16 protein-coding genes and 4 tRNA genes are annotated in these 22392 nt (G+C 61.0%); 12 read left to right on the top strand and 8 right to left on the bottom strand.

The features are described 5' to 3' along the window. Window positions 1-167: 167 nt before the first annotated feature. The 8 genes from HBO41_RS08655 to HBO41_RS08620 all read left to right on the top strand — a co-directional run bounded on the left by HBO41_RS08655 (window position 168) and on the right by HBO41_RS08620 (window position 11815). The gene (locus HBO41_RS08655) at window positions 168-1979 is read left to right on the top strand and encodes a di-heme-cytochrome C peroxidase (RefSeq protein ID WP_017136378.1); all 1812 of its coding nucleotides are present in this window, start codon (window positions 168-170) and stop codon (window positions 1977-1979) included. Then, window positions 1976-3139 (top strand): catalase family protein, encoded by a 1164-nt coding sequence (locus HBO41_RS08650; protein WP_017136379.1) that lies wholly within the window; start codon window positions 1976-1978, stop codon window positions 3137-3139. The genes HBO41_RS08655 and HBO41_RS08650 overlap by 4 nt, the downstream gene beginning before the upstream one ends. 498 nt (window positions 3140-3637) lie before the next feature. Then, on the top strand, window positions 3638-3799 hold the full coding sequence (gene kdpF / locus HBO41_RS29800) for a K(+)-transporting ATPase subunit F (protein ID WP_368665703.1): 162 nt from the start codon (window positions 3638-3640) through the stop codon (window positions 3797-3799). Window positions 3800-3906: 107 nt separating this feature from the next. Next, on the top strand, window positions 3907-5613 hold the full coding sequence (kdpA, locus tag HBO41_RS08640; RefSeq protein WP_099547873.1) for a potassium-transporting ATPase subunit KdpA: 1707 nt from the start codon (window positions 3907-3909) through the stop codon (window positions 5611-5613). A gap of 10 nt (window positions 5614-5623) precedes the next feature. After that, a complete protein-coding gene (gene kdpC, locus HBO41_RS08635; protein ID WP_169985807.1) occupies window positions 5624-6271 on the top strand; it encodes a potassium-transporting ATPase subunit KdpC in 648 nt (215 codons plus the stop codon). 11 nt (window positions 6272-6282) lie between these two features. Beyond that, window positions 6283-8352: a potassium-transporting ATPase subunit KdpB gene (gene kdpB, locus HBO41_RS08630; RefSeq protein WP_017136383.1), complete on the top strand. Its 2070-nt coding sequence runs from the start codon at window positions 6283-6285 to the stop codon at window positions 8350-8352. Window positions 8353-8474: 122 nt separating this feature from the next. Then, window positions 8475-11126: a sensor histidine kinase KdpD gene (locus tag HBO41_RS08625; RefSeq protein WP_169985805.1), complete on the top strand. Its 2652-nt coding sequence runs from the start codon at window positions 8475-8477 to the stop codon at window positions 11124-11126. Next, window positions 11123-11815: a response regulator gene (locus HBO41_RS08620; protein ID WP_138450464.1), complete on the top strand. Its 693-nt coding sequence runs from the start codon at window positions 11123-11125 to the stop codon at window positions 11813-11815. Before HBO41_RS08625 ends, HBO41_RS08620 begins: the two co-directional genes overlap by 4 nt. On the opposite strand, the gene HBO41_RS08615 is transcribed toward HBO41_RS08620, so the two are convergent. Further along, window positions 11775-12698, bottom strand: coding sequence for a LysR family transcriptional regulator (locus HBO41_RS08615; protein ID WP_169985802.1), 924 nt, complete (start codon window positions 12696-12698; stop codon window positions 11775-11777). The genes HBO41_RS08620 and HBO41_RS08615 overlap by 41 nt on opposite strands. A gap of 105 nt (window positions 12699-12803) precedes the next feature. Here HBO41_RS08615 and HBO41_RS08610 point away from each other — a divergent pair, with 105 nt between their 5' ends. Further along, window positions 12804-14306 (top strand): MFS transporter, encoded by a 1503-nt coding sequence (locus HBO41_RS08610; protein WP_169985799.1) that lies wholly within the window; start codon window positions 12804-12806, stop codon window positions 14304-14306. 79 nt (window positions 14307-14385) lie between these two features. Here the strand turns inward: HBO41_RS08610 and HBO41_RS08605 are convergent. The 4 genes from HBO41_RS08605 to HBO41_RS08590 all read right to left on the bottom strand — a co-directional run bounded on the left by HBO41_RS08605 (window position 14386) and on the right by HBO41_RS08590 (window position 15103). Next, a tRNA-Asp gene (locus tag HBO41_RS08605) sits at window positions 14386-14462 on the bottom strand. Window positions 14463-14481: 19 nt separating this feature from the next. Continuing rightward, window positions 14482-14557 (bottom strand) — tRNA-Val (locus tag HBO41_RS08600). Between the two features lie 374 nt (window positions 14558-14931). After that, window positions 14932-15008, bottom strand: a tRNA-Asp gene (locus HBO41_RS08595). A 19-nt stretch (window positions 15009-15027) separates the two neighbouring features. Continuing rightward, window positions 15028-15103, bottom strand: a tRNA-Val gene (locus HBO41_RS08590). 159 nt (window positions 15104-15262) lie between these two features. Between HBO41_RS08590 and rdgC the strand changes: the two genes are divergently transcribed. The 3 genes from rdgC to sugE all read left to right on the top strand — a co-directional run bounded on the left by rdgC (window position 15263) and on the right by sugE (window position 17779). Further along, window positions 15263-16183, top strand: a complete 921-nt coding sequence (gene rdgC, locus HBO41_RS08585; RefSeq protein WP_003172886.1) for a recombination-associated protein RdgC — start codon at window positions 15263-15265, stop codon at window positions 16181-16183. Window positions 16184-16392: 209 nt separating this feature from the next. After that, entirely contained in the window at window positions 16393-17352 is a 960-nt protein-coding gene (locus HBO41_RS08580; RefSeq protein ID WP_169985797.1) for a bile acid:sodium symporter family protein, read from the top strand. A gap of 112 nt (window positions 17353-17464) precedes the next feature. Further along, window positions 17465-17779, top strand: a complete 315-nt coding sequence (sugE, locus tag HBO41_RS08575; protein ID WP_017136389.1) for a quaternary ammonium compound efflux SMR transporter SugE — start codon at window positions 17465-17467, stop codon at window positions 17777-17779. Window positions 17780-17886: 107 nt separating this feature from the next. Here sugE and HBO41_RS08570 read toward each other — a convergent pair whose 3' ends face one another. The 3 genes from HBO41_RS08570 to HBO41_RS08560 form a co-directional block, all read right to left on the bottom strand. Further along, window positions 17887-19761, bottom strand: a complete 1875-nt coding sequence (locus tag HBO41_RS08570) for an MFS transporter (RefSeq protein WP_169985795.1) — start codon at window positions 19759-19761, stop codon at window positions 17887-17889. Window positions 19762-19826: 65 nt separating this feature from the next. Next, window positions 19827-21005, bottom strand: coding sequence for a TDT family transporter (locus HBO41_RS08565; protein ID WP_017136391.1), 1179 nt, complete (start codon window positions 21003-21005; stop codon window positions 19827-19829). Between the two features lie 109 nt (window positions 21006-21114). Further along, entirely contained in the window at window positions 21115-22305 is a 1191-nt protein-coding gene (locus HBO41_RS08560; RefSeq protein ID WP_017136392.1) for an MFS transporter, read from the bottom strand. Window positions 22306-22392: the final 87 nt, after the last annotated feature.

Here is a 22392-nt window from a genome sequence, read left to right as displayed (position 1 = left end):
GGAAACTTCTGATAAGTTCACGTGTTTAAAAGCATTTTCATTCATTATGGAGGCCCGCGAAGGATCGCGGGACCATTCGCAACCAGGCTGCTGGCCACTTGCCGCACCTGTGACGCAATGGCATAAGAACGCTACAACTCGACAAGGCCGAGACAAGGATAGCCATCTTGCGCATTTTTTCCCGTGTTTTACTTCTGATATTGCTCGCCCTGGGTTTGCTGCTGGGCGTGGTCCTCTATTACACCCTCAACCCCAAGCTGCCGGACTACGTGCCCGTGGAGCAGGTGCACTATCAGCAACAATGGAGCGAAGCCGATCGCCAGACCTACTACTTCACGCCCCAGGGCACCCAGGTAAAAGGCCTGCATTACGACTGGTTCACCGCCCTCGAACTGCCCTTTTCGGACCGGCGTTTTGCCACACCCGACTACCTCGCACGCTTCGGCTTTCTGGTCGATCCCAAGCAGGTGCCCAGCGCACAAAACCCCGGCAACCTGCCGGTGGGTTTCGCCCGGCACCAGAACGCCGGCAGCCAGGTGCAGTACCTGGACATCACCTGCGCCGCCTGCCACACCGGCGAGCTGCACTTCAAAAACCAGGCGCTGCGCATCGACGGCGGTTCGGCCCAGCATGTGCTGCCGTCCAGCGTACCGACCCTGCGCGGAGGCAGCTTCGGCCAGGCGCTGGTGGCCAGCCTCGCCGCCACCTATTACCTGCCCTGGAAGTTCGATCGCTTCGCCCACAACGTGCTCGGCCACGACTATGACGATCACAACAAGCAACAACTGCGTCAGGACTTCAAGCAGTCGCTGAACCAGTTCCTTAAAGTTGCCTGGAACGACACGCACCGTGGCCTCTACCCCACCGAAGAAGGCCCGGGCCGCACTGACGCATTTGGCCGCATCGCCAATGCCAGCTTCGGCGACGCTATCTCGCCGGCTAACTACCGGGTCGCCAATGCGCCGGTGGACTACCCGCACCTGTGGGATATCTGGACCTTCGACTGGGTGCAATGGAACGGTTCGGCCCAGCAGCCCATGGCACGTAACATCGGCGAGGCCTTGGGCGTGGGTGCGACCCTGGCCTTTTTCGACGCGGCCGGCCAACCCCTCCAGGGCGATGCCCGTTACCCTTCCAGCGTGCGCGTGCGCGACCTCAACCGGATCGAAGAAACCCTGCAACGCCTCAAGCCGCCGACCTGGCCGCAGGACCTGTTCGGCGCCATCGACAAGCCCCTCGCCGCCCAAGGCCGCGCGCTGTTCGCCGAGAACTGCGCCGGTTGCCATGTGCCTGCAGTCACGCAGGAAAACGGCCGCCCGGTGCAGCAACTGAAGATGTTGCCCGTGGACTACATCGGTACCGACCCAGGCACGGCCAATAACATCGCCGACCAGCGCTATGACCTCAGCGCCCTGCAGTGGGACCCGGAGGAACTGGCCAGGCTCAATGTCGAGCTGCACCCCACGCCCACCGCACCGCTGGACCTGCACAACCTGTCGGTGGCCCAAGGCCTGGCCTACGTCACTGCCTTCGTCGAAGCACACGCCTACCACGCCGCCGGTGTAACCCCGGCCGAACGCCCAGGCCTGGATGGTTTTGGCCTGCCCATCGGTGTGCGTGAATTGCGCGCCTACAAGGCCCGACCGCTGGCCGGCGTATGGGCCACACCACCATTCCTGCACAACGGCTCGGTGCCGACGATCTATCAATTGCTCTCGCCCCAGGACGAGCGCAGCACCACCTTCTACAAAGGCACGTTCAATTACGACCCGCGTCACCTGGGCTTTGAAACGGGTGCGTTCAAAAACGCCTTTTTGTTCGATACCAAAATAACCGGCAACCACAACAGCGGTCACGAATTCCGTGATGGCAAACGTGGCAATGGCGTGATCGGCCGTGGCTTGCTGCCGCAGGAACGCTGGGCGCTGCTGGAATACCTCAAAGTGCTGGGCGGCCCGCTGGAGCAACCACTGCCATGATTATCCGATCTCAATACAACCAACGTTCGCTGCTCGCACGCCTCTGGCTACGCCTGGGCGCCTTTCTCGGTAAAACCCTGCTGTGGCTGCTGGGTTTGGGGCTGCTGGGCTGGCTGTTCGCCACGGCCTGGTTCGCCTGGCAACACAGCGGCCCGGTGTCGCCGGATGAACAGATCCCGCCCGGCGAAACAGCCATGACCCAAGGCATCATCCAGACGGCAGTGCGCATCGTCGATCAGCATCGCGAAGGCACGCGCTACCTGCGTGACGCGCATGCCAAGGCCCACGGCTGCGTGAAGGCCGAAGTCAGCGTGCTGACGGACCTCGACCCGGCGCTGCGCCAAGGCGTATTCGCTGAACCTGGCAAGACCTGGCAAGCGCAGATGCGCCTGTCCAACGGCAACGCCTACCCGCAGTTCGACAGCATCCGCGATGCGCGAGGCATGGCGATCAAGCTGCTGGATGTGCCAGGCAAACAGTTGATGGCCGACCAACAAACGCGCACCGAACAGGACTTTGTGATGTTCAGCCACCCGAACTTTTTTGTCAGCGATGTGGCCGAATACGCGCAGAACATCGGTGCCCAGGCTGACGGCAAAAAGGTGTTGGCGTTCTTCCCTAAAGCCGACCCGCGCAGTTGGCAAGTGCGCCACCTGTTTATCGCCCTGGCCACCCTGGCGCCCGCTCCGGCGAGCCCGACGCAGACGACGTACTTTTCGGTTTCCCCCTACAAATTTGGCGCGGCAAATGCCAAGTTTCGTGTAGCACCCGACCCGCAGAGTTGCCCGGAATATGTGTTGCCCAAGCAGAATCAGGACCTGCCGAACTTTCTGCGCAGCGCACTGAACCAGCAACTGTCCACCGACCGTGTACCGGCGTGTTTTGTGTTGCAGATTCAGCGGCAAAATCCGCAGAAATTCATGCCGATCGAAGACACCAGCATCGAATGGAAGGAAAGTGATGCGCCCTATGAGACAGTGGCCAAGGTGCGGATTCCTGCGCAGGACTTTGATACGCCCGCGTTGAATCTTGCCTGTGATAACCAGTCGTTCAACCCGTGGTTCGGGCTGGAGGCGCATCGGCCGATTGGTGGGATTAACCGGTTGCGCAAGGCGGTGTATGAGGCGGTGAGCGACTATCGGCATAGTCGGAATTTGTGAGGTTATGATCGTTCCCACGCTCCGCGTGGGAATGCCGTCTTGGACGCTCTGCGTCCGCAGTTAAGGGGCGTGACGCGGAGCGTCACAGGATGCATTCCCACGCAAAGCGTGGGAACGATCGAACAGAAAAGCCAATCACCGTAAAGAATCCGTATAAATCCGAAGTTCCCCATAACGATTACGTCGCCTCTATTGAACAACTAAGCCCTAAACTCTACCGTCACTTCCTACCTCCAAAACCCGTAGGAAGTCATCGTGGAAAGTTCAACTTTAGGCATGGTCGTCCTGTCAATGATTGCGCTCTTCGGCACCGCCGCGTTTTGCTTCGAACACCTCGCCACCCGCAGCGAGAAGAAAAAGAAAGCCAAATAAGCTGGTCAACGAAATCAGCAGAACCCCAGACTTTCAAGGGATCAGCCACCCGCGGGCTATCCCTTGTTTTCGTGCGCCCTGCTTTAAATCTTCTATATACCGTCTTAATACCGCCCGCCGTAATCAGTGCCCGAGCTTGATACAAGAGCGCCTAACCTCCCCGGCTTACTCAACAAGGGGAGTTACACCGTGCTGACACTAACGTTCATTTATGTGGCCAGCGGCTTATGCGCCGTGGGGCTGTTCGCTTACTTGGGCTACGCCCTCATTCGCGCCGAAAAGTTCTAGGGAGCCCGCCATGTACGACGTGATGTTTATGGGCCTCTCCCTGGTGTTTTTTGTTGCGACTGCCATGGCCATTGTCGCCATGGGCAAGCTTTGAACGGAGCCACGACATGCTAAGCACTTTGCTGGAATTTGCGCTGGTCCTGGGGTTGATGACCGCGCTTGCCGTGCTCATGGGCAAGTGGCTGACCCGGGTATTCACCGGGAACCGCCATGCCCTGCCGGAACGTTTTACCTACCGCCTGCTGGGCATCAACCCATTGGAAACCATGAGCTGGGGCCGCTACGGTTCAGCGCTGTTGCTGTCGAACGCGGCGATGATGCTGCTGGGCTACAGCATCCTGCGCCTGCAGGCGGTAACGCCGATCAACCCCCTGGGGTTGGCTGCGCAAACCCCGGACCTGGCGTTCAACACCGCCGTGTCCTTTATCACCAACACCAACTGGCAGGCGTATTCGGGCGAAACCAGCCTGTCGAACTTCAGCCAGATGGCGGTCATTACCTTTTTGATGTTTGTCGGTGCCACCTCCGGCGTGGTGGCGGCCGCCGGTTTTATACGTGGCTTGAGCCGCTCAAGCGCGGCCGATATCGGCAATTTCTGGGTCGACTTCACCCGCACCCTCTACCGCGTGATGCTGCCGCTGTGCGTGGGCATGGCGCTGGTGTATGTATGGCAAGGCATGCCGCAAACCTTAGCCTCCCAAGCCCTGGCGACAACATTGGAAGGCGCGCAACAACAGCTGATCGTCGGCGCGGTTGCCAGCTTTGAATCGATCAAGCACATCGGCACCAACGGCGGCGGTTTCTTCAGCATGAACGCCGCGCACCCGTTCGAAAACCCGACGCCGCTGACCAACATCCTGCACATCCTCAGCATGCTGTTGATCCCCTCGGCGCTGACCTACACCTTTGGCAGCATGCTGTTGCAACGTCGTCAGGGCTGGGTGTTTTTCGGCACCTTCCTGGTGATGTTTATCGGCTTTCTTGCGCTTGTGTATGGCGCCGAGCAAACCGGCAACCCGTTGCTGACCCAGGCCGGCGCCAACCAGGTGCTGTCGATCGAGCAAAGCGGCGGCAACATGGAAGGCAAGGAACTGCGTTTCGGCATTGCCGACAGCAGCTTGTTTATCGCCACCACCACGGCAGCCACCACCGGCTCGGTCAATACCATGCACGACTCGCTGACGCCCATGGGCGGCTTCGTGCCCCTGGCGCAGATGATGCTCAACTGCGTGTTCGGCGGTGACGGCGTGGGCTTTATCAACCTGATCCAGTACGCGCTGCTCACGGTGTTTCTGGTGGGCATGATGATCGGCCGCAGCCCGGAATTTCTTGGCAAGAAAATCGAGGCCCGCGAGATGAAACTGGTGATGCTCTCGGTGCTCGCGCACCCGGTCAGTATCCTGGGTTTCACCGCCCTCGCCGCCCTGTGGCCAGACACCCTGGCCAGTCTCAACAACCTTGGCCCGCACGGTTTCAGCGAGGTGCTGTACGCCTACACCTCCGGCACCGCCAACAACGGTTCGGCGTTCGCCGGGCTGAATGCCAATACACCGTTTTTTAACACCACCATTGGCCTTGCGATGCTGATCGGGCGCTTCTTCACGATGCTGCCGATGCTCGCCGTGGCCGGTTCCCTGGCGATGAAAAAAACCGTGCCGGCCGGCGCAGGCACCATTCCTACCGCGACCCCGCTGTTCATGTTGCTGGTGGTGTTCGTGGTGCTGGTGGTCGGTGGCCTGACCTTCTTGCCCGCGCTCGCGCTTGGCCCGCTGGTGGAGCAACTGCAGTTGCTGTCCGGCCAGACCTACAACTAAGGACATGTTGATGACCACTCAATCGATCTTCAAAGGGCTGCTGCGCCCGGTGCTGGTGTCGGCGGTGTTTTTCATGCTGCTGACCGGGCTGGCTTACCCGGCGTTCACCACCGTGGCCGCGCAATGGCTGTTCCCGTTTCAGGCTCAAGGCTCGCTGATTGAACGCGATGGGCGGGTGATCGGCTCGGTGCTGATCGGCCAGAATTTCACCAAGCCGGAGTACTTCCAGGGCCGCCCCAGCATGACCCTCGGCGCTGATCCGCAAGACCCGAGCAAAAGCGTGCCGCAGCCCTACAACGCAGGCGCAAGCGGCGCCAGCAACCTCGGCCCTACCAGCCAAAAACTGCTCGACCAGGTGGCCGCACGCGCCAAAACCTATCGCCAGGATAACGGCCTGGCCGCTGACGCCCCGGTGCCGGTGGACGCAGTCACCGCCTCAGCCTCTGGCCTCGACCCGCATATCTCGGTGGCCAACGCCCGGCTGCAGTTGGCACGGGTGGCGCGCTTGCGGCACATCGCCGAACCCGAACTGCTGCAACTGCTCAACGACCACACCGCCGCACGCACCTTCGGCCTGCTCGGCGAGCCCCGGGTGAATGTGCTGCAACTCAACGTGGCGCTGGATGCGCGTCAGCCCTCTATTGCGCTCAGTGAGTAAGAGATTCCTTCATGAAAAATGCTCGTTTACCTCTGTTTGACCGGCGCATCGTGCTCACTGCCGGCGTCGATGCACTGAAGAAATTGCTGCCCCAGGCCCAGTGGAAAAACCCGGTGATGTTCGTGGTGTACCTGGGCAGCATTCTCACCACCTTGCTGTGGTTCCAGTCCCTGGGCGGCAAGGGTGAAGCGCCCAGCGGTTTTATCCTCAGCATCACCTTGTGGCTGTGGTTTACCGTGCTGTTCGCCAACTTCGCCGAAGCCCTGGCCGAAGGGCGCAGCCGTGCCCAGGCCGCGAGCCTGCGCGGCATGAAACGCCAGACCCTGGCCAAATTGCTGCAGCAACCGCGCCACGGTGCAGCGTGGCTGCCGCTGGAGGCGAGCCTGCTGCGCAAGGACAACGTAGTGTTGATCGAAGCCGGTGATCTGGTGCCGCTCGACGGCGTGGTGATTGAAGGCGTGGCGTCGGTGGATGAAAGCGCAATTACCGGCGAATCGGCGCCGGTGATCCGTGAGGCCGGTGGCGACTTTTCGTCGGTCACCGGCGGCACGCGGGTGCTGTCGGACTGGCTGGTGGTGCGCATCAGCGTCAACCCCGGCGAATCGTTCCTGGACCGCATGATCTCGATGGTCGAATCGGCCAAGCGCCAGAAGACGCCGAATGAAGTCGCGCTGACGATTCTGCTGGTGGGCCTGACCCTGTTGTTCCTGCTGGTGATCGCCACGCTGAGCCCCTACTCGATCTTCGCCGTGGCCATGAGCGGCAATGGCAGCGTGATCAGCGCCACGGTGTTGGTGGCGTTGCTGGTGTGCCTGATCCCCACCACCATCGGCGGCCTGCTCTCGGCCATCGGCGTGGCGGGCATGAGCCGCATGATGTCGGCCAATGTGATTGCCACCTCCGGCCGTGCCGTCGAGGCGGCGGGTGATGTCGACGTGTTGCTGCTGGACAAGACCGGCACCATCACCTTGGGCAATCGCCAGGCAAGCAGCTTTTTGCCGGCACCCGGCGTGAAGGAAGCTGAACTGGCTGACGCCGCGCAACTCGCCTCACTGGCAGACGAAACCCCGGAAGGCCGCAGCATTGTGGTACTGGCCAAGCAAAAATTCGACATCCGTGCGCGGGACATCAACGCCCTGGGCGCACGCTTTGTGCACTTCACCGCGCAAACCCGCATGAGCGGCGTCGACCTGGCCGAAGGCCGGGCGATTCGCAAAGGCGCGGCGGATGCGATTCGCAACCATATCGAAACCCTGGGCGGGAGTTTCCCGGCGGCATTGCAGGCCAAGGTCGATGAAGTCTCGCGGCGCGGCAGCACACCGCTGGTGGTCAGCGACGGTGCCAAGGCCTTGGGCGTGGTTGAGCTTAAGGACGTGGTGAAAGGCGGCATCAAGGAACGCTTCGCCGAGTTGCGGCGCATGGGCATCAAGACCGTGATGATCACCGGCGACAACCGCCTGACCGCCGCTGCGATTGCGGTGGAAGCCGGTGTCGATGACTTCCTCGCCGAAGCCCGCCCGGAAGACAAGCTGCAACTGATCCGCGACTACCAGGCCCAGGGCAAGCTGGTAGCCATGACCGGCGACGGCACCAACGACGCACCTGCGCTGGCGCAGGCCGACGTGGCCGTGGCGATGAACAGCGGCACCCAGGCGGCCAAAGAGGCCGGCAACATGGTCGACCTCGACAGCAACCCGACCAAGCTGATCGAAGTGGTCGAGGTCGGCAAACAGATGCTCATGACCCGTGGCGCGCTCACCACGTTCAGCGTGGCCAATGACGTGGCGAAGTACTTCGCAATCATCCCGGCGGCGTTTGTCGCCACCTACCCACAGCTGGGCGCCTTGAACGTGATGCACCTGAGCAGCCCCAATTCGGCAATTTTGAGCGCGGTGATTTTTAACGCGCTGATCATTGTCGCGTTGATTCCGCTGGCCTTGCGCGGCGTGAAGTACCGGGCCATCGGCGCAGCGGCGTTGCTTAACCGCAACCTGTTGGTCTACGGCCTGGGCGGCGTGCTGGTGCCGTTTGCCGGGATCAAGGTGATCGACATGCTGCTGAGTGGATTGGGCTTGGTGTAACACCACAAACCCAATGTGGGAGCTGGCTTTTTGGGGGTGCTTCGCACCCCAGCGCAAGCAAGCTTGCTCGCCACAACAAGCCAGCTCCCACAGTTAATCGTGTTGTATTCAACAGGAAGAACATGCCCGCACTCAACCACGAACGCCCCGACCCCGACGCCTTGCTCGCGCGGGTACAGCTCGAAGAACAGGCCGCCTTGCGCGGCAAATTGCGTATTTACTTCGGCTCAAATGCCGGGGTGGGCAAGACCTGCGCCATGCTCGCGGCGGCGCAACGCGAAGTCGCCCTGGGCCGTGATGTGCTTGCCGGCGTAGTAGAAACCCACGGCCGCACGGAGACTGCCGAGCGGCTCGACGGCCTGGAGCAACTGCCCCGCGCTGCCTTGCTGCACCACGATTTTGCGCTCAGCGAATTCGACCTAGACGCCGCGTTGCGCAGGCAGCCCGCCGTATTGCTGGTGGACGAGTTGGCCCACAGCAACGCGCCTGGCTCGCGGCATCCCAAACGCTGGCAAGACGTTGAAGAACTGCTCAGCGCCGGCATCGACGTGTGGACCACGCTCAACGTCCAGCACCTGGAAAGCCTGAATGATCTGGTCAGCGGCATCATCGGCATTCGCGTGCGCGAAACCGTGCCGGACCATGTGTTTGATAACGCCCATGACGTGGTGGTGATCGACCTGCCGCCCGACGACTTGCTGCAACGCTTGAAGGACGGCAAGGTCTATCTCGGCCCGCAAGCGGAGCGCGCCGCACAGCATTTTTTTCGCAAGGGCAACCTGTTGGCCCTGCGCGAACTGGCGCTGCGGCGCACGGCGGATCGGGTCGACGCGCAAATGCGCGTGTACCGTCGCGAACAGTCGATCAAAGCCCTGTGGCCAGCCCGCGAACGCTTGCTGGTGGGTGTGGCGGGCGACGCCGGTGATGAACGCCTGGTGCGCGAAGCTGCACGATTGGCGCAAAAGCTCGAAGCTGACTGGATCGTCGTGCATGTCGCAACGGCCCAAGGCAGCGGCGCCAAGCGTTACCTCACGGCGATGAAAACCCTGAGCCTGGCCAGCGAATTCGGCGCCGATACCGCGACGCTGCCGGGCATGGACGTGGCTGAAGCCCTGGCCGCCTGCGCCCGCGAACACAACGCCAATCGCCTGGTGCTCGGCCATCATCCGCGTCGGGCCTGGCGCTTCTGGCATCAGTCGGTCAGCGACCGGATCAGCCGACATCACCCGCAGATCGATCAGATCGTGATCGCTCACAGCGTCTTGCCCGGGCCTGCGCCGACCCTCGAAAAACCCTCGCTGCCCCCCGGCCGCGCCTTGGCCTACCTGTGGGCCACGCTCGCCTGCTTCAGCGCCAGCGCCGTCGCTGCATTGCTGCTGCAAGTGTTCGACCTGGCCAACGTGGTCATGCTGTTTTTGCTCACCGTGGTGCTGGTGGCCTTGCGTTATGGGCGCGGCCCCGGTGTGTGGGCGGCGATGCTGGCGGTGCTGTGTTTCGACTTCTTTTTCGTACAGCCGCGCTACTCGTTCACCGTCAACGACACTCAGTATTTCTTCACCTTTGCGCTGATGCTCGGCATTGCCTTGATCACCGGGCAACTCACCGCCCGCCTGCGCCATGAAGCACGCACGGCGGCCGCGCGCGAACGGCGCGCTACCTCTTTGGCGCGGCTGGCTCGCGACTTGTCGGCGGCACTGACCGTAGAGCACATCAGCGAAGTCGCGCTGCGCACCTTCAGTGGCGTGTTCGAAGCACGCGTCGGCCTGGCGCTGCCGGACGCCGCCGATGGCGTGCACAGCGTGAGTGCCAGCGGCTTGCCGATTGACGAAAGCATCGCCCAATGGACTTACGACCATGGCCAAGCCGCAGGCCATGGCACCGACACCTTGTCAGCAGCCAAAGGTTGTTACTTACCGCTCAAAGCGCCGATGCGCGTGCGCGGCGTGCTGGTACTGGAACTGGCCCAGAGCGAGCGCCTGAACGACCCGCAGGAGCGCCGTCTGCTGGAAGCCTGCATGAGCCAATTGGCGATTGCGCTGGAGCGCGTGCATTTCGTCGAAGTGGCGCAAAGCACGCTGGTGCAGATGGAAGGCGAGAAGATGCGCAACACCCTGCTCGCCGCTATTTCCCACGACTTGCGCACGCCCCTGACCACCCTGATCGGCGCCGCCGACACCGCCCTGCCCCATGCCCCGCCAGGTCCGCTGACCGAATTGCTGCACGGCATCCATGAACAAGCTACATCGATGCAGCGGCTGATCGAAAACCTGCTGGACATGGCGCGCATGCAAGAGCGCGGCGTGCGCCTGAACCGGCAGTGGCATTCGCTGGAAGAAGTCGTCGGCAGCGCCCTGCGCCAGTTGCGTGAGCCGTTGGCACACCACCGCGTGCAAACCCTGTTGGATTCACAGTTGCCGCTGGTGGATATCGACGCCCTGCTGATCGAGCGGGTGCTTGTCAACCTGCTGGATAACGCCGCCAAATACACGCCGGCGGGCACCCTCATTACCGTCACTGGCAGCAAAGTTTCGGACAGCATCGTGCTGGAAGTCAGCGACAACGGCCCGGGCAAGGCTCCCGCCAACCTGTTCGAACCTTTCGCACGTGGCCAGCAGGAATCTTCCGTCACGGGCATCGGCCTGGGCCTGGCGCTGGCCAAACGCATCGTTGAAGCCCATGGCGGGCATATCCACACCCACCCGCTTGAGACGTGCGGCATGCACTTCATCATCACCTTACCGGCCGGCACCCCGCCGGCCATGGAAAACCTATGAGCACTGCACGCATTTTGATTGTTGAAGACGAAGCCAATATCCGCCGCTTTGTCGGGATCGCCCTGCAAGATGAAGGCTTTCAGGTGTTCGAAGCCGACAGCGTCAAACGTGCGCTGATTCATGCCGCCAGCCGTCAACCGGACCTGGTGATCGTCGACCTCGGCTTGCCCGATGGCGATGGCAAGCAACTGATCAGTGAGTTGCGTGGTTGGCTGGCGGTGCCGATTCTGGTGTTGTCGGCGCGTGATCGCGAAGAAGAGAAAGTCGCCGCTTTGGACGCAGGGGCCGATGATTACCTGACCAAGCCGTTCGGCGTGCCCGAATTGCTCGCTCGCATCCGCGCACAACTGCGCCGGCACGGGCAGACCGGCGCTGTGGCGGCGACCAGCAAGGTGGCGTTTGGCGAGATTGAAGTCGACCTGTCGACCCACGAAGTGTGGCGCCAGAGCCAGCCGGTGCACCTCACACCCATCGAGTACCGCCTGCTCTGCGCAATGATTCGCGGCCAGAGCCGGGTGCTGACACATCGGCAGTTATTGCTCGAAGTGTGGGGGCTGGACTACATCGACCGCCCGCACTATCTGCGTGTACACATGGCGCACTTGCGGCAAAAACTGGAGGCGGATCCGGCGCAGCCACAGCATTTTATTACCGAGTTGCAGGTGGGGTATCGTTTGATGGGGCTGTGAACAGGCGCTCAGCAACAAAGTCCACAAACACCCGGATCTTTGGCGACAGGTGCCGGCTGGAAGGCCACAGCGCCCAGAATTGGCCTTGGTCATCAGAGTGCCCGTCCAACACGGTTTCCAACTGTGCCTGGGCCAGCGCCTCTCGGGCCAGAAAGTCCGGCACGTAAGCGATGCCATGGCCATCGATTGCGGCCCGAAGCATCGCTTCCATATTGTTCAACGTCAGCGCCGTGGGCAGCCGTAATTGGGTGATCGCCGGGTTGGCGGATAAGGTCCACTCCATGATTTTGCCGGTGGTGGCGAAGCGATAACGCAGGCATTGGTGGCGCTCAAGGTCACTGAGGGTTGCTGGCCGACCGTTCGCACGCAGGTACTCAGGCGATGCACACAACACAAAGCGAAATGGCCCGAGTCGGCGCGCCATCAAGGTCGAATCGGCCAGACCGCCGCTGCGGATCACCACGTCGAAGCCTTCCTCGATCACATCCACCAGGTGGTCGTTGAAATCCAGCTCCAACTCAATTTCCGGGTAGGCCCGCCTGAAGGCGACCATATGCGCAAATAGAAACCTGTAACCGATGGTGGGCAGGCTGACCCGCAACTTGCCGCGGGGGGCCTGCATGGCATGGGAGAGCATGGCGCGGGCGTCCTGCAGGTCATCGAGAATTTTCCGACAGCGCTCGTAGAACAACTGGCCTTCAGCAGTCAGGCTGACTTTGCGCGTGCTGCGGTGCAACAACCGCACATTCAACGACGCTTCCAGCTTGACCACATTTTTGCCCACCGCCGAGGCGGAAATGCCCATCGCCCGCGCCGCGCCTGTGAAGCTGAGCGCTTCAGCGGTTTTCACGAAGGCGATCACACCGCTGAGATTGTCGCTCATACCAATGCATCCAATTTGTCCGTTATGTGTGGAATGTAGGCCCATTTATCCGCCATTACATCCTGATTAGAGTCTTTATCTTTACAGGTCCACAGGAATCTCCCGATGAACACAGCCGACTCCGCCCATGGCCGCTATGCCATTCTTGCCGCGATCTGCCTGGCGGCTCTGGTGTTGCCCATGAGCTTTACCGGTGGCGCCATAGCGACGCCCTTTATCGGCCACGCATTTGCTGCGCACCCCACACAGTTGGCGTGGATCACCAACGCATTCATGCTTAGTTTTGGCAGCCTGCTGATGGCCGCCGGCACCCTTGCCGATCGGTATGGTCGCAAGCGCTTGTTCCTGTGGGGCATGGCGCTGTTTACAGGTGTCTCGCTGCTGCTGACCGTGGCGCCGGGCATGCTCTGGCTGGATGTACTGCGCGGTGTTCAAGGTGTTGCGGCAGCTACCGCATTGGCCAGCGGCTGCGCAGCGTTGGCGCAGGAGTTCGACGGCCATGCCAGGACACGCGCCTTCAGCTTGCTGGGCACCACCTTTGGCGCGGGCCTGGCTTTCGGGCCGCTGCTGTCTGGGTGGCTGATTGAACTGTGGGGCTGGCGTGCGATTTTCTTCACCACCGCATTGCTGGCGGGCCTGTCGTTGCTGTGCGCCGCACCCACAATGCGAGAGAGCCGCGACCCGCAAGCGCTGCAGTTGGACCTGCCTGGCGTACTGACGTTTTCGGCAATGCTGGTGAGCTTGACCACGGCGATCATTCTCGCGCCGCAGTTGGGTTGGGCTTCGGTGACAACCGGTTGCCTGCTTGCGGCGGCTGCGGCTTTCTTGCTGGTGTTTATCCTGGTTGAACAGCGTGCGAGCCAACCGATGCTGGATCTGCGCCTGTTTCGCTTTGCGCGTTTTATCGGCGTGCAATTGTTGCCGATTGGCACCTGCTACTGCTACATCGTGCTGGTGGTGTTGCTGCCGCTGCGGTTTATTGGGGTCGAAGGCGCCAGCGCGTCAGAGGCGGGTTTGATGATGCTGGCGCTGTCTGCGCCGATGCTGGTGGTGCCGTTACTGGCCGCAACGCTGACACGCTGGCTGTCGGCGGGGCTGTTGTGTGCCCTTGGCCTGTTGATCGCGGCGTCGGGGTTGTATGGGCTGAGCCTGGCCCAGTCCGGCCAGCCATTGCCGACTGTCGTGGCAATGTTGGTGATCGGGATAGGTACGGGCTTGCCGTGGGGCTTGATGGATGGCCTGGCGATCAGCGTGGTGCCCACAGAGCGTGCGGGCATGGCCGCAGGCATTTTCAATACGACCCGGGTTGCCAGTGAAGGTGTGGCGCTGGCCATCACCGTGGCGGTGTTGAGTGCGCTGGTTGCCCATCATCTGCCCGCAGACAGTTCGCAGGACATTGCTGGGGTTGCCCAGCAGTTGGTCATGGGCGACACCCGTGCAAACCTCCCGCTGGAATTGCTGCGCACGGCCTACCTCGCGGGCTTCAATACGTTGCTGCAATGGCTGGCCGGGCTCACCCTGTTTACGGCGGTGGTGGTGTTTGTGTTTCTGAGCCGACGTGAGATTGCACCCGCGCGTGTGGCGCTCGCCGCCGAAGCGCAAAGCTGAATCGCAGGCAAAAAAAAGCCCGCTCAATGAGCGGGCTTCTTGTGGTGACCTGGCGTTCAGTGTTCCAGGTTACCGAATATGGCGCAGCGGACGGGACTCGAACCCGCGACCCCCGGCGTGACAGGCCGGTATTCTAACCGACTGAACTACCGCTGCGCGTAACACTTGAAACGAATGGTGGGTGATGACGGGATCGAACCGCCGACATTCTGCTTGTAAGGCAGACGCTCTCCCAGCTGAGCTAATCACCCTTCGCTTCGGTGTGGGCGGCATAATACACCAAAAATCTGCAATGTCTTGATTTAAATGCAATTTATTTAAAATAATTTCTCTGGTGTCCTCCGCGCCCCGGAAAACGGGGCCTCAAGCCCCAAATGTGAGTCTATTGCGTTTATACGTTGCTTGGCGGCACTGTTAAAAACCATTATCAATGACACCTGAGCCGCGCAACGTGATGGTGACAACGCGTTGGGATTTCTGATCAGCCCATAAAAAAACGCCGCCAATCATCGGAAATGATCGGCGGCGTTTTTTTTGGTTTTACAAACCCCGGACAGCAAAAAGCCCGCTCAGTGAGCGGGCTTTCTGTGGTGACCTGGCGTTCAGTGTTCCAGGTTACCGAATATGGCGCAGCGGACGGGACTCGAACCCGCGACCCCCGGCGTGACAGGCCGGTATTCTAACCGACTGAACTACCGCTGCGCGTAACACTTGAAACGAATGGTGGGTGATGACGGGATCGAACCGCCGACATTCTGCTTGTAAGGCAGACGCTCTCCCAGCTGAGCTAATCACCCTTCGCTTCGGTGTGGCGCGCATTCTACGGAGCGACCTTAAGTCTGGCAAGCACTTTCTTAAATCTTTTTTTTCAGCCCTTCCAATGGCTTAGGCAGGGTTGGCCTCAGCCCGGATCAAGAGAATAATGCCCCCCTTTGTATAAAGGAGAGACTCACCCCATGTGGTTCAAGAACCTGCTTATCTATCGCCTGACCCAAGATCTGCCTGTTGATGCCGAGGCGTTGGAAGCGGCCATGGCCACCAAACTGGCGCGCCCGTGTGCAAGCCAGGAGTTGACCACTTACGGTTTCGTCGCACCTTTTGGTAAAGGTGAAGACGCTCCCCTGGTGCATGTCAGCGGTGACTTCCTGCTGATCGCTGCACGCAAGGAAGAACGCATCCTGCCGGGTAGCGTGGTGCGTGACGCGCTTAAAGAGAAAGTCGAAGAGATCGAGGCCGAGCAAATGCGCAAGGTCTATAAGAAGGAACGCGACCAGATCAAGGATGAAATCATCCAGGCCTTCCTGCCGCGCGCCTTTATCCGTCGCTCGTCGACTTTCGCCGCCATTGCGCCGAAACAGGGCCTGATCCTGGTCAACTCGGCGAGCCCGAAACGCGCCGAAGACCTGCTGTCGACCCTGCGCGAAGTAATCGGCACCCTGCCGGTACGCCCGCTGACGGTTAAAACCGCACCAACGGCGATCATGACCGACTGGGTCACCACGCAGAAGCCGGCCGATGACTTCTTCGTCCTCGACGAATGCGAACTGCGCGACACCCACGAAGACGGCGGCATCGTGCGCTGCAAGCGCCAGGACCTGACCGGCGAAGAGATCCAACTGCACCTGACTACCGGCAAAGTCGTGACGCAATTGTCCCTGGCCTGGCAGGACAAGTTGTCCTTCATGCTCGACGACAAAATGACCGTCAAGCGCCTGAAGTTCGAAGACCTGCTGCAAGACCAGGCTGAACAGGACGGCGGCGACGAGGCATTGGGCCAGCTGGATGCCAGCTTTACCCTGATGATGCTGACGTTTGGTGAGTTCCTGCCGGCGTTGGTTGAGGCACTGGGCGGCGAAGAAACCCCGCAGGGCATCTAAGCCATGTGAAGATCAAAATGTGGGAGCTGGCTTGTGTGGGAGCTGGCTTGCCTGCGATAGCATCAACTCGATCCAGCTGAAGACCGAGGTGCCTGCATCGCGGGCAAGCCCGGCTCCCACACAAGCCAGTCCTCACACAAACATCTCCCACACAAGCCCCACATTTGATTGCAGTTACACCCTCGAACTCTAATAACAAGGACTTCCCCATGCGCGCACTCGCCGCCTTGAGCCGCTTCGTTGGCAATACCTTCGCCTACTGGGTGTTGATTTTCGCGGTGCTCGCCTTCCTTGAGCCCGGCTGGTTCATTGGCCTCAAAGGCGCCATCGTGCCGCTGCTGGGCCTGGTGATGTTCGGCATGGGGCTGACCTTGAAACTGGAAGACTTCGCCGAAGTCGCCCGCCATCCCTGGCGCGTGGCCCTCGGCGTGGTTGCGCATTTTGTGATCATGCCGGGCGTGGCCTGGCTGCTGTGCCAGGCGTTCCACTTGCCGCCGGAAATCGCCGTCGGCGTGATCCTGGTCGGGTGCTGCCCAAGCGGCACGTCGTCCAACGTCATGACCTGGCTGGCCCGGGGCGACCTCGCGCTGTCGGTAGCCATCGCCGCCGTCACCACCCTCCTCGCCCCGCTGCTGACGCCCGCATTGATCTGGCTGCTGGCCTCGGCCTGGCTGCCGGTGTCATTCATGGAGCTGTTCTGGTCGATCCTGCAAGTGGTGTTGCTGCCGATCGTGCTGGGCGTGGTGGCGCAACGCGTGCTGGGCGACCGGGTGCGCCATGCCGTGGAGGTATTGCCGCTGGTCTCAGTGGTAAGCATCGTAATCATCGTCGCTGCAGTCGTTGCAGCGAGCCAGGCGAAGATCGCCGAGTCCGGCCTGTTGATCATGGCCGTGGTGATGCTGCACAACAGCTTCGGTTTTCTGCTCGGTTACTTCACCGGCCGCCTGTTCAAACTGCCGTTGGCGCAGCGTAAATCCCTGGCGCTGGAAGTGGGCATGCAGAACTCCGGGCTGGGCGCCGCGCTGGCCAGTGCGCACTTTTCGCCGTTGGCGGCGGTGCCGAGCGCGCTGTTCAGCGTGTGGCACAATATTTCCGGGGCATTGTTGTCGACTTACTTTCGCAGAATGAGCGAAAAAGAAGACCGTCGCGCCCTGGAGAGCGCGCCGTAAACTTGATCACCTGATCAATTTTCGGCAAGCTACCGGGCTTCGCGGGGACGACCTCGCGACGCTCTCAAGCGCTTAATCCGGGGACGACCCCAGCTATAGAGGGGAGATCAACATGTCCTGGATCATTCTGTTTTTTGCCGGGCTGTTTGAGGTCGGCTGGGCGGTCGGCCTGAAGTACACCGACGGTTTCAGCAAGCCGCTGCCGACAGCACTGACGATCGCCGCCATGGCCATCAGCCTCGGCCTGCTGGGCCTGGCCATGAAGGAGCTGCCGCTGGGCACCGCCTATGCCATCTGGACCGGTGTGGGTGCGGTGGGTACGGTGATCGCCGGGATTATCCTGTTTGGGGAGTCCATGGCGCTGTTCAGGTTGGCGAGTGTGGCGTTGATCATTTGCGGGCTGGTTGGGCTCAAGATCAGCGCCTGAGCCACTACCGCTATCGCAGGCAAGCCAGCTCCCACATTGGACGGTGTTCAGCGTTCAAATGTGGGAGCTGGCTTGCCTGCGATGAGGCCCTTACAGCCAGCAAATAACTACCTGACACTCCCGCGCAACACCCCTACCCGCGCCTGCAACTGCTCAGGCGTCGCGGCCTCCGCCGCAACCGGCTCACCCGCCACCAACACCACCCGCGACCAGATCCGATGAAAGATGCCCTTGTTCGGATCGCGACTGAAAAAGCTCCCCCACAACCCCTGCAACGCCATCGGAATCACCGGCACCGGGGTCTGCTCCAGAATCCGCGTCAACCCGCTACGGAACTCATTGATCTCGCCATCGGCGGTCAGCTTGCCTTCCGGGAAGATGCACACCAACTCCCCTTCCTTCAGGTACTGGGCAATTCGCATGAAGGCCTTTTCGTAGATCTGGATATCTTCATGGCGCCCGGCAATCGGAATCGCCCCGGCCGTGCGGAAGATAAAATTCAGCACCGGCAAACGGTAGATCTTGTAGTACATCACAAAGCGAATCGGCCGACGTACCGCGCCGCCGATCAACAGTGCATCGACAAACGACACGTGGTTGCACACCAGCAGCGCCGCGCCTTCATCCGGAATCAGCTCAAGGTTGCGATGCTCCACGCGGTACATGGAATGGCTGAGCAGCCAGATCATGAAGCGCATGGTGAACTCGGGGACGATTTTGAAGATGTAAGTGTTGACCGCAATGTTGAGCAGCGACACCACCAGGAACAACTCGGGGATCGACAGCTTGGCCACGCTCAGCAGCAGGATCGAAACGATGGCCGAAACCACCATGAACAACGCATTGAGAATATTGTTGGCCGCAATGACCCGCGCGCGCTCGTTCTCGGCCGTGCGCGACTGGATCAGCGCGTAGAGCGGCACGATATAGAAACCACCGAACACACCCAGGCCAAGGATATCGAACAACACCCACCACGCCTGACCGTAGCTGAGTACCGCCAGCCAGCTATGTTCCTGGGCCGATTGCGGAAAGCCGCCCGAGTGCCACCACAGCAGCAGGCCGAAGACCGTCAGGCCAAACGAGCCAAACGGCACCAGGCCGATCTCGACCTTACGGCCCGAGAGCTTTTCGCAGAGCATCGAGCCAACGGCGATGCCCACCGAAAACACCGTAAGGATCAGCGTCACCACAGTTTCGTCGCCGTACAACCATTCCTTGGCGTAGGCCGGGATTTGCGTGAGGTAGATCGCACCGACAAACCAGAACCACGAGTTGCCGACAATCGAGCGCGACACTGCCGGCGTCTGCCCCAGGCCCAAGCGCAAGGTGGCCCAGGATTCGCTGAAGATATTCCAGTTCAGGCGCAGCTCGGGCGTGGACGCCGCCGCCCGCGGAATGCTGCGGCTGGCCAGGTAGCCGAGCACCGCCACACCGACAATCGCCACCGCCACCAGTGGCGCGTATTTGCTCGACGACATGATGATCCCGGCGCCAATGGTGCCGGCCAGAATCGCCAGAAACGTGCCCATTTCCACCAGTCCGTTGCCGCCCACCAGCTCATCGTCGTGCAACGCCTGGGGCATGATCGAGTACTTCACCGGGCCGAACAACGCCGAATGCGTACCCATGGCAAACAGCGCCAGCAGCATCAGTTCCAGGTGGTTGAACAGAAAGCCCGTGGCGCCCACGGCCATGATCACGATCTCGCCGATCTTGATCGCGCGGATCAGCGCGTCCTTGTTGAATTTCTCGCCAAACTGCCCGGCCAGCGCCGAGAACAGGAAGAACGGCAGGATAAACAACAAGGCGCACAGGTTGACCCAGATGGAGCGGTCGCCCTCGATGGTGAGCTTGTAGAGAATCGCCAGGATCAGCGATTGCTTGAAGATGTTGTCGTTGAATGCGCCCAGTAACTGGGTGATGAAAAACGGCAGAAAGCGCCGTGTGCGCAGCAAGGTGAATTGTGAGGGGTGGCTCATCGTCCGTGTTCCTGCGTGGCCTGAAGGCGTGTAGTTTCTCAGGCCACGACTTTACCTAATCGCGCTTACTTATTCGCTAGTCCTGCAATGCATGGCGAAACAAAAAGCTCACCTTTATAGGCGCCCTGCACGGTGCGCTTGGCCACGATCAGCCACATCAGCGCCAGTGCCAGCACCAGCACGCTGCCAAAGATGCTGAAAAAGCTCAGGTGCAGCAGACTCGCCAGCTTCAGCGTGGCTAACGCGTAAACCCCCAGCGGGAAGGTAAACCCCCACCAGCCGAGGTTGAACGGAATGCCGGCGCGCAGGTAACGCAGGGTGATCAGCACCGCGATCAACATCCACCACAAACCGAAGCCCCACAAGGTGATGCCAGCCACCACGCCCAGGCCATTGGCCATTTCACCCACACCCGGCAAGCCATTGGCGGCGAAAATCGCCGGGGCGTCACCGCCCAACAGCAACATGCCAAGCGCACCAGTGCCGATGGGGCCAAGGGCCAGCCAGCTCGATGCGGCCATATTGGCAGGCGGCAGTTTATGCAGGGCCATGCGCAACATCAGGATGGTCAGGATGCTGAACGCCACCGGCAGGGAAAACGCCCACAGCACGTAGCTGGTCACCAGCATCACCAGTTGCGCATGGGCGTCGGCCAAGTGCGGCGCCAGCAGGCCACCGCTGGCGGCGGCCACTTCGGCGGCAACCACCGGCAACAGCCAGACGGCGGTCATCTGGTCGATGCTGTGTTCCTGGCGGGTGAACATCATGAACGGGATTAACACACCGCAGGCCAGGGCCATCGCCACGTCCAGCCACCATAAGGCTTCAGCCAGCGGGATCACCTCACTGCCCCAGCGCGGCAGGCCGAACAGCAGCAGGCCATTGAGAATGGTGGCCAGGCCCATGGGAATGGTGCCGAAGAACATCGACACCGTGGAGTGCCCGAAGATGCGTCGCGCTTCGTGGAAGAACATCACCCAACGCGCCGCGTACAACAGGCTGAACAGCACAAACAGGCCAATGGTGAACAGCCACAGCCCTTCGGCAATGGCGTGCAAACCTGGCAGGTTGAACGGCAGTTGAGCCAAGGCCAGGGCCAGCACGCCGGTGCCCATGGTCGCGGCGAACCAGTTGGGGGTGAACTGGCGAATCACTTCCCGTGGGCGGGTCAGATGGCTCAAGGGCTTATAGCTTGGGGTTTTGCAGCCTGGGGGCGTGCAACTGGGAGTCGTCGTGCAGGTCATGATGGCAATCCTCTTCCTCGTATGAGGTTGAAGCCATCATAGAACCTGAACGAATATCTATATAACGGGTAATATCTCTATAAGTTATCTACTTTACCAATATACAGCATCACTCTACTGCCGCCTTGGCCCGCACCGAGTTCTGCAGCATTAAACCGACCAAGGCACTCAGGGCCAGCAGTATCAGCGCCGCACCATAACCTTCAGTCGTGACGATAAGGCCGTAAACCTGGCACAAGTAACCCGCCAACAGCGCTGGCAGGCAAAACGCCAAGTAGCTCAAGACATAGAACGCCGACATCAAACCGGCCCGCTCATGGGGCAACGCCAGTCCGACAATGCTGCGCACACTGCCCATGAAGCCGCCGCCAAAACCAAAACCTGCAATCACACTGGCGACAAAGAACAGCCACAAAATACCCATGTGGACGGCCACCAGCAGCAACGCGACGCCCACGGCCAGCAGCCCTGCCGACAGCCGCATGATTTTATCGGCCGGGCGCTCGCGCACGCTGTAGATCATCACCGCGCCACTCAAGGTCACGACCGCCACCAGGCCGCCACCGATCAGGTGCGAAGTGGAACCGGTGGCAGCCTTGATCAGCGACGGCGCCAGGGATGAGAAGAACCCGCCCAGCGCCCACACCGCCACATTCAGCGGCATCACCAACCATAAAGCCCGGCGCGCTTGCTGCGGCACATGCAGGGTCGGCGCCAGCGACTTCAAGGCCCCCGGAATACGACTGACGGTTTCCGCCAGGCGCCACACATACACAGCCTGCAACACCATCAACCCCAACAGCGTGAAGTAAATCAATTGGGTCGGACGCGGCGCGAACTCCACCAGTAGGCCACTGCCCAGCCCGCCGCTGGCCATGCCCAACAGCGGCGCCAGGCTATTGAGCATCGGGCCGCGCTGGCGGTCGGTGTCGAGCAAGGTCGCACTCAGCACCGCCGTGGCCATGCCGGTGGCGAAACCTTGCAGCGCGCGGGCGGCAATCAGATGCGCGGTGCTGTCGGCGTTGATAAACAGCAGCATCGCCGCAATATTGAGCAGCAATGCGACAAAAATCACCGGCTTGCGCCCCAGGTGATCCGACAGTGAACCCACGGTCAGCAACGCTGCCAACAGGCTGACGGCGTATACGCCGAAAATCACCGTGAGCATTGTCGCGGAGAAATGCAGGTTTTCCTGATACACCTGATACAACGGCGTCGGCGCGCTGGACGCGGCGAGGAAGGTCAACACCGTGATGACCAGGAACGCCAGGCTGGACCGCTGGGAAATAACGCGAGACATGGGCACACTCCACTAAAGCTAATACTTTGCTTTTGCGCAGTGTGCTACCGGCGCGCGCTTAAAGCAAATTCTTTGTGTTAAGGTTTT

Source organism: Pseudomonas sp. WS 5146, assembly GCF_012985495.1.
GTDB lineage: Bacteria > Pseudomonadota > Gammaproteobacteria > Pseudomonadales > Pseudomonadaceae > Aquipseudomonas > Aquipseudomonas edaphica.
Note: the sequence above shows the minus strand (reverse complement) of the source record. Positions and strands in the feature narration are given on the sequence as shown.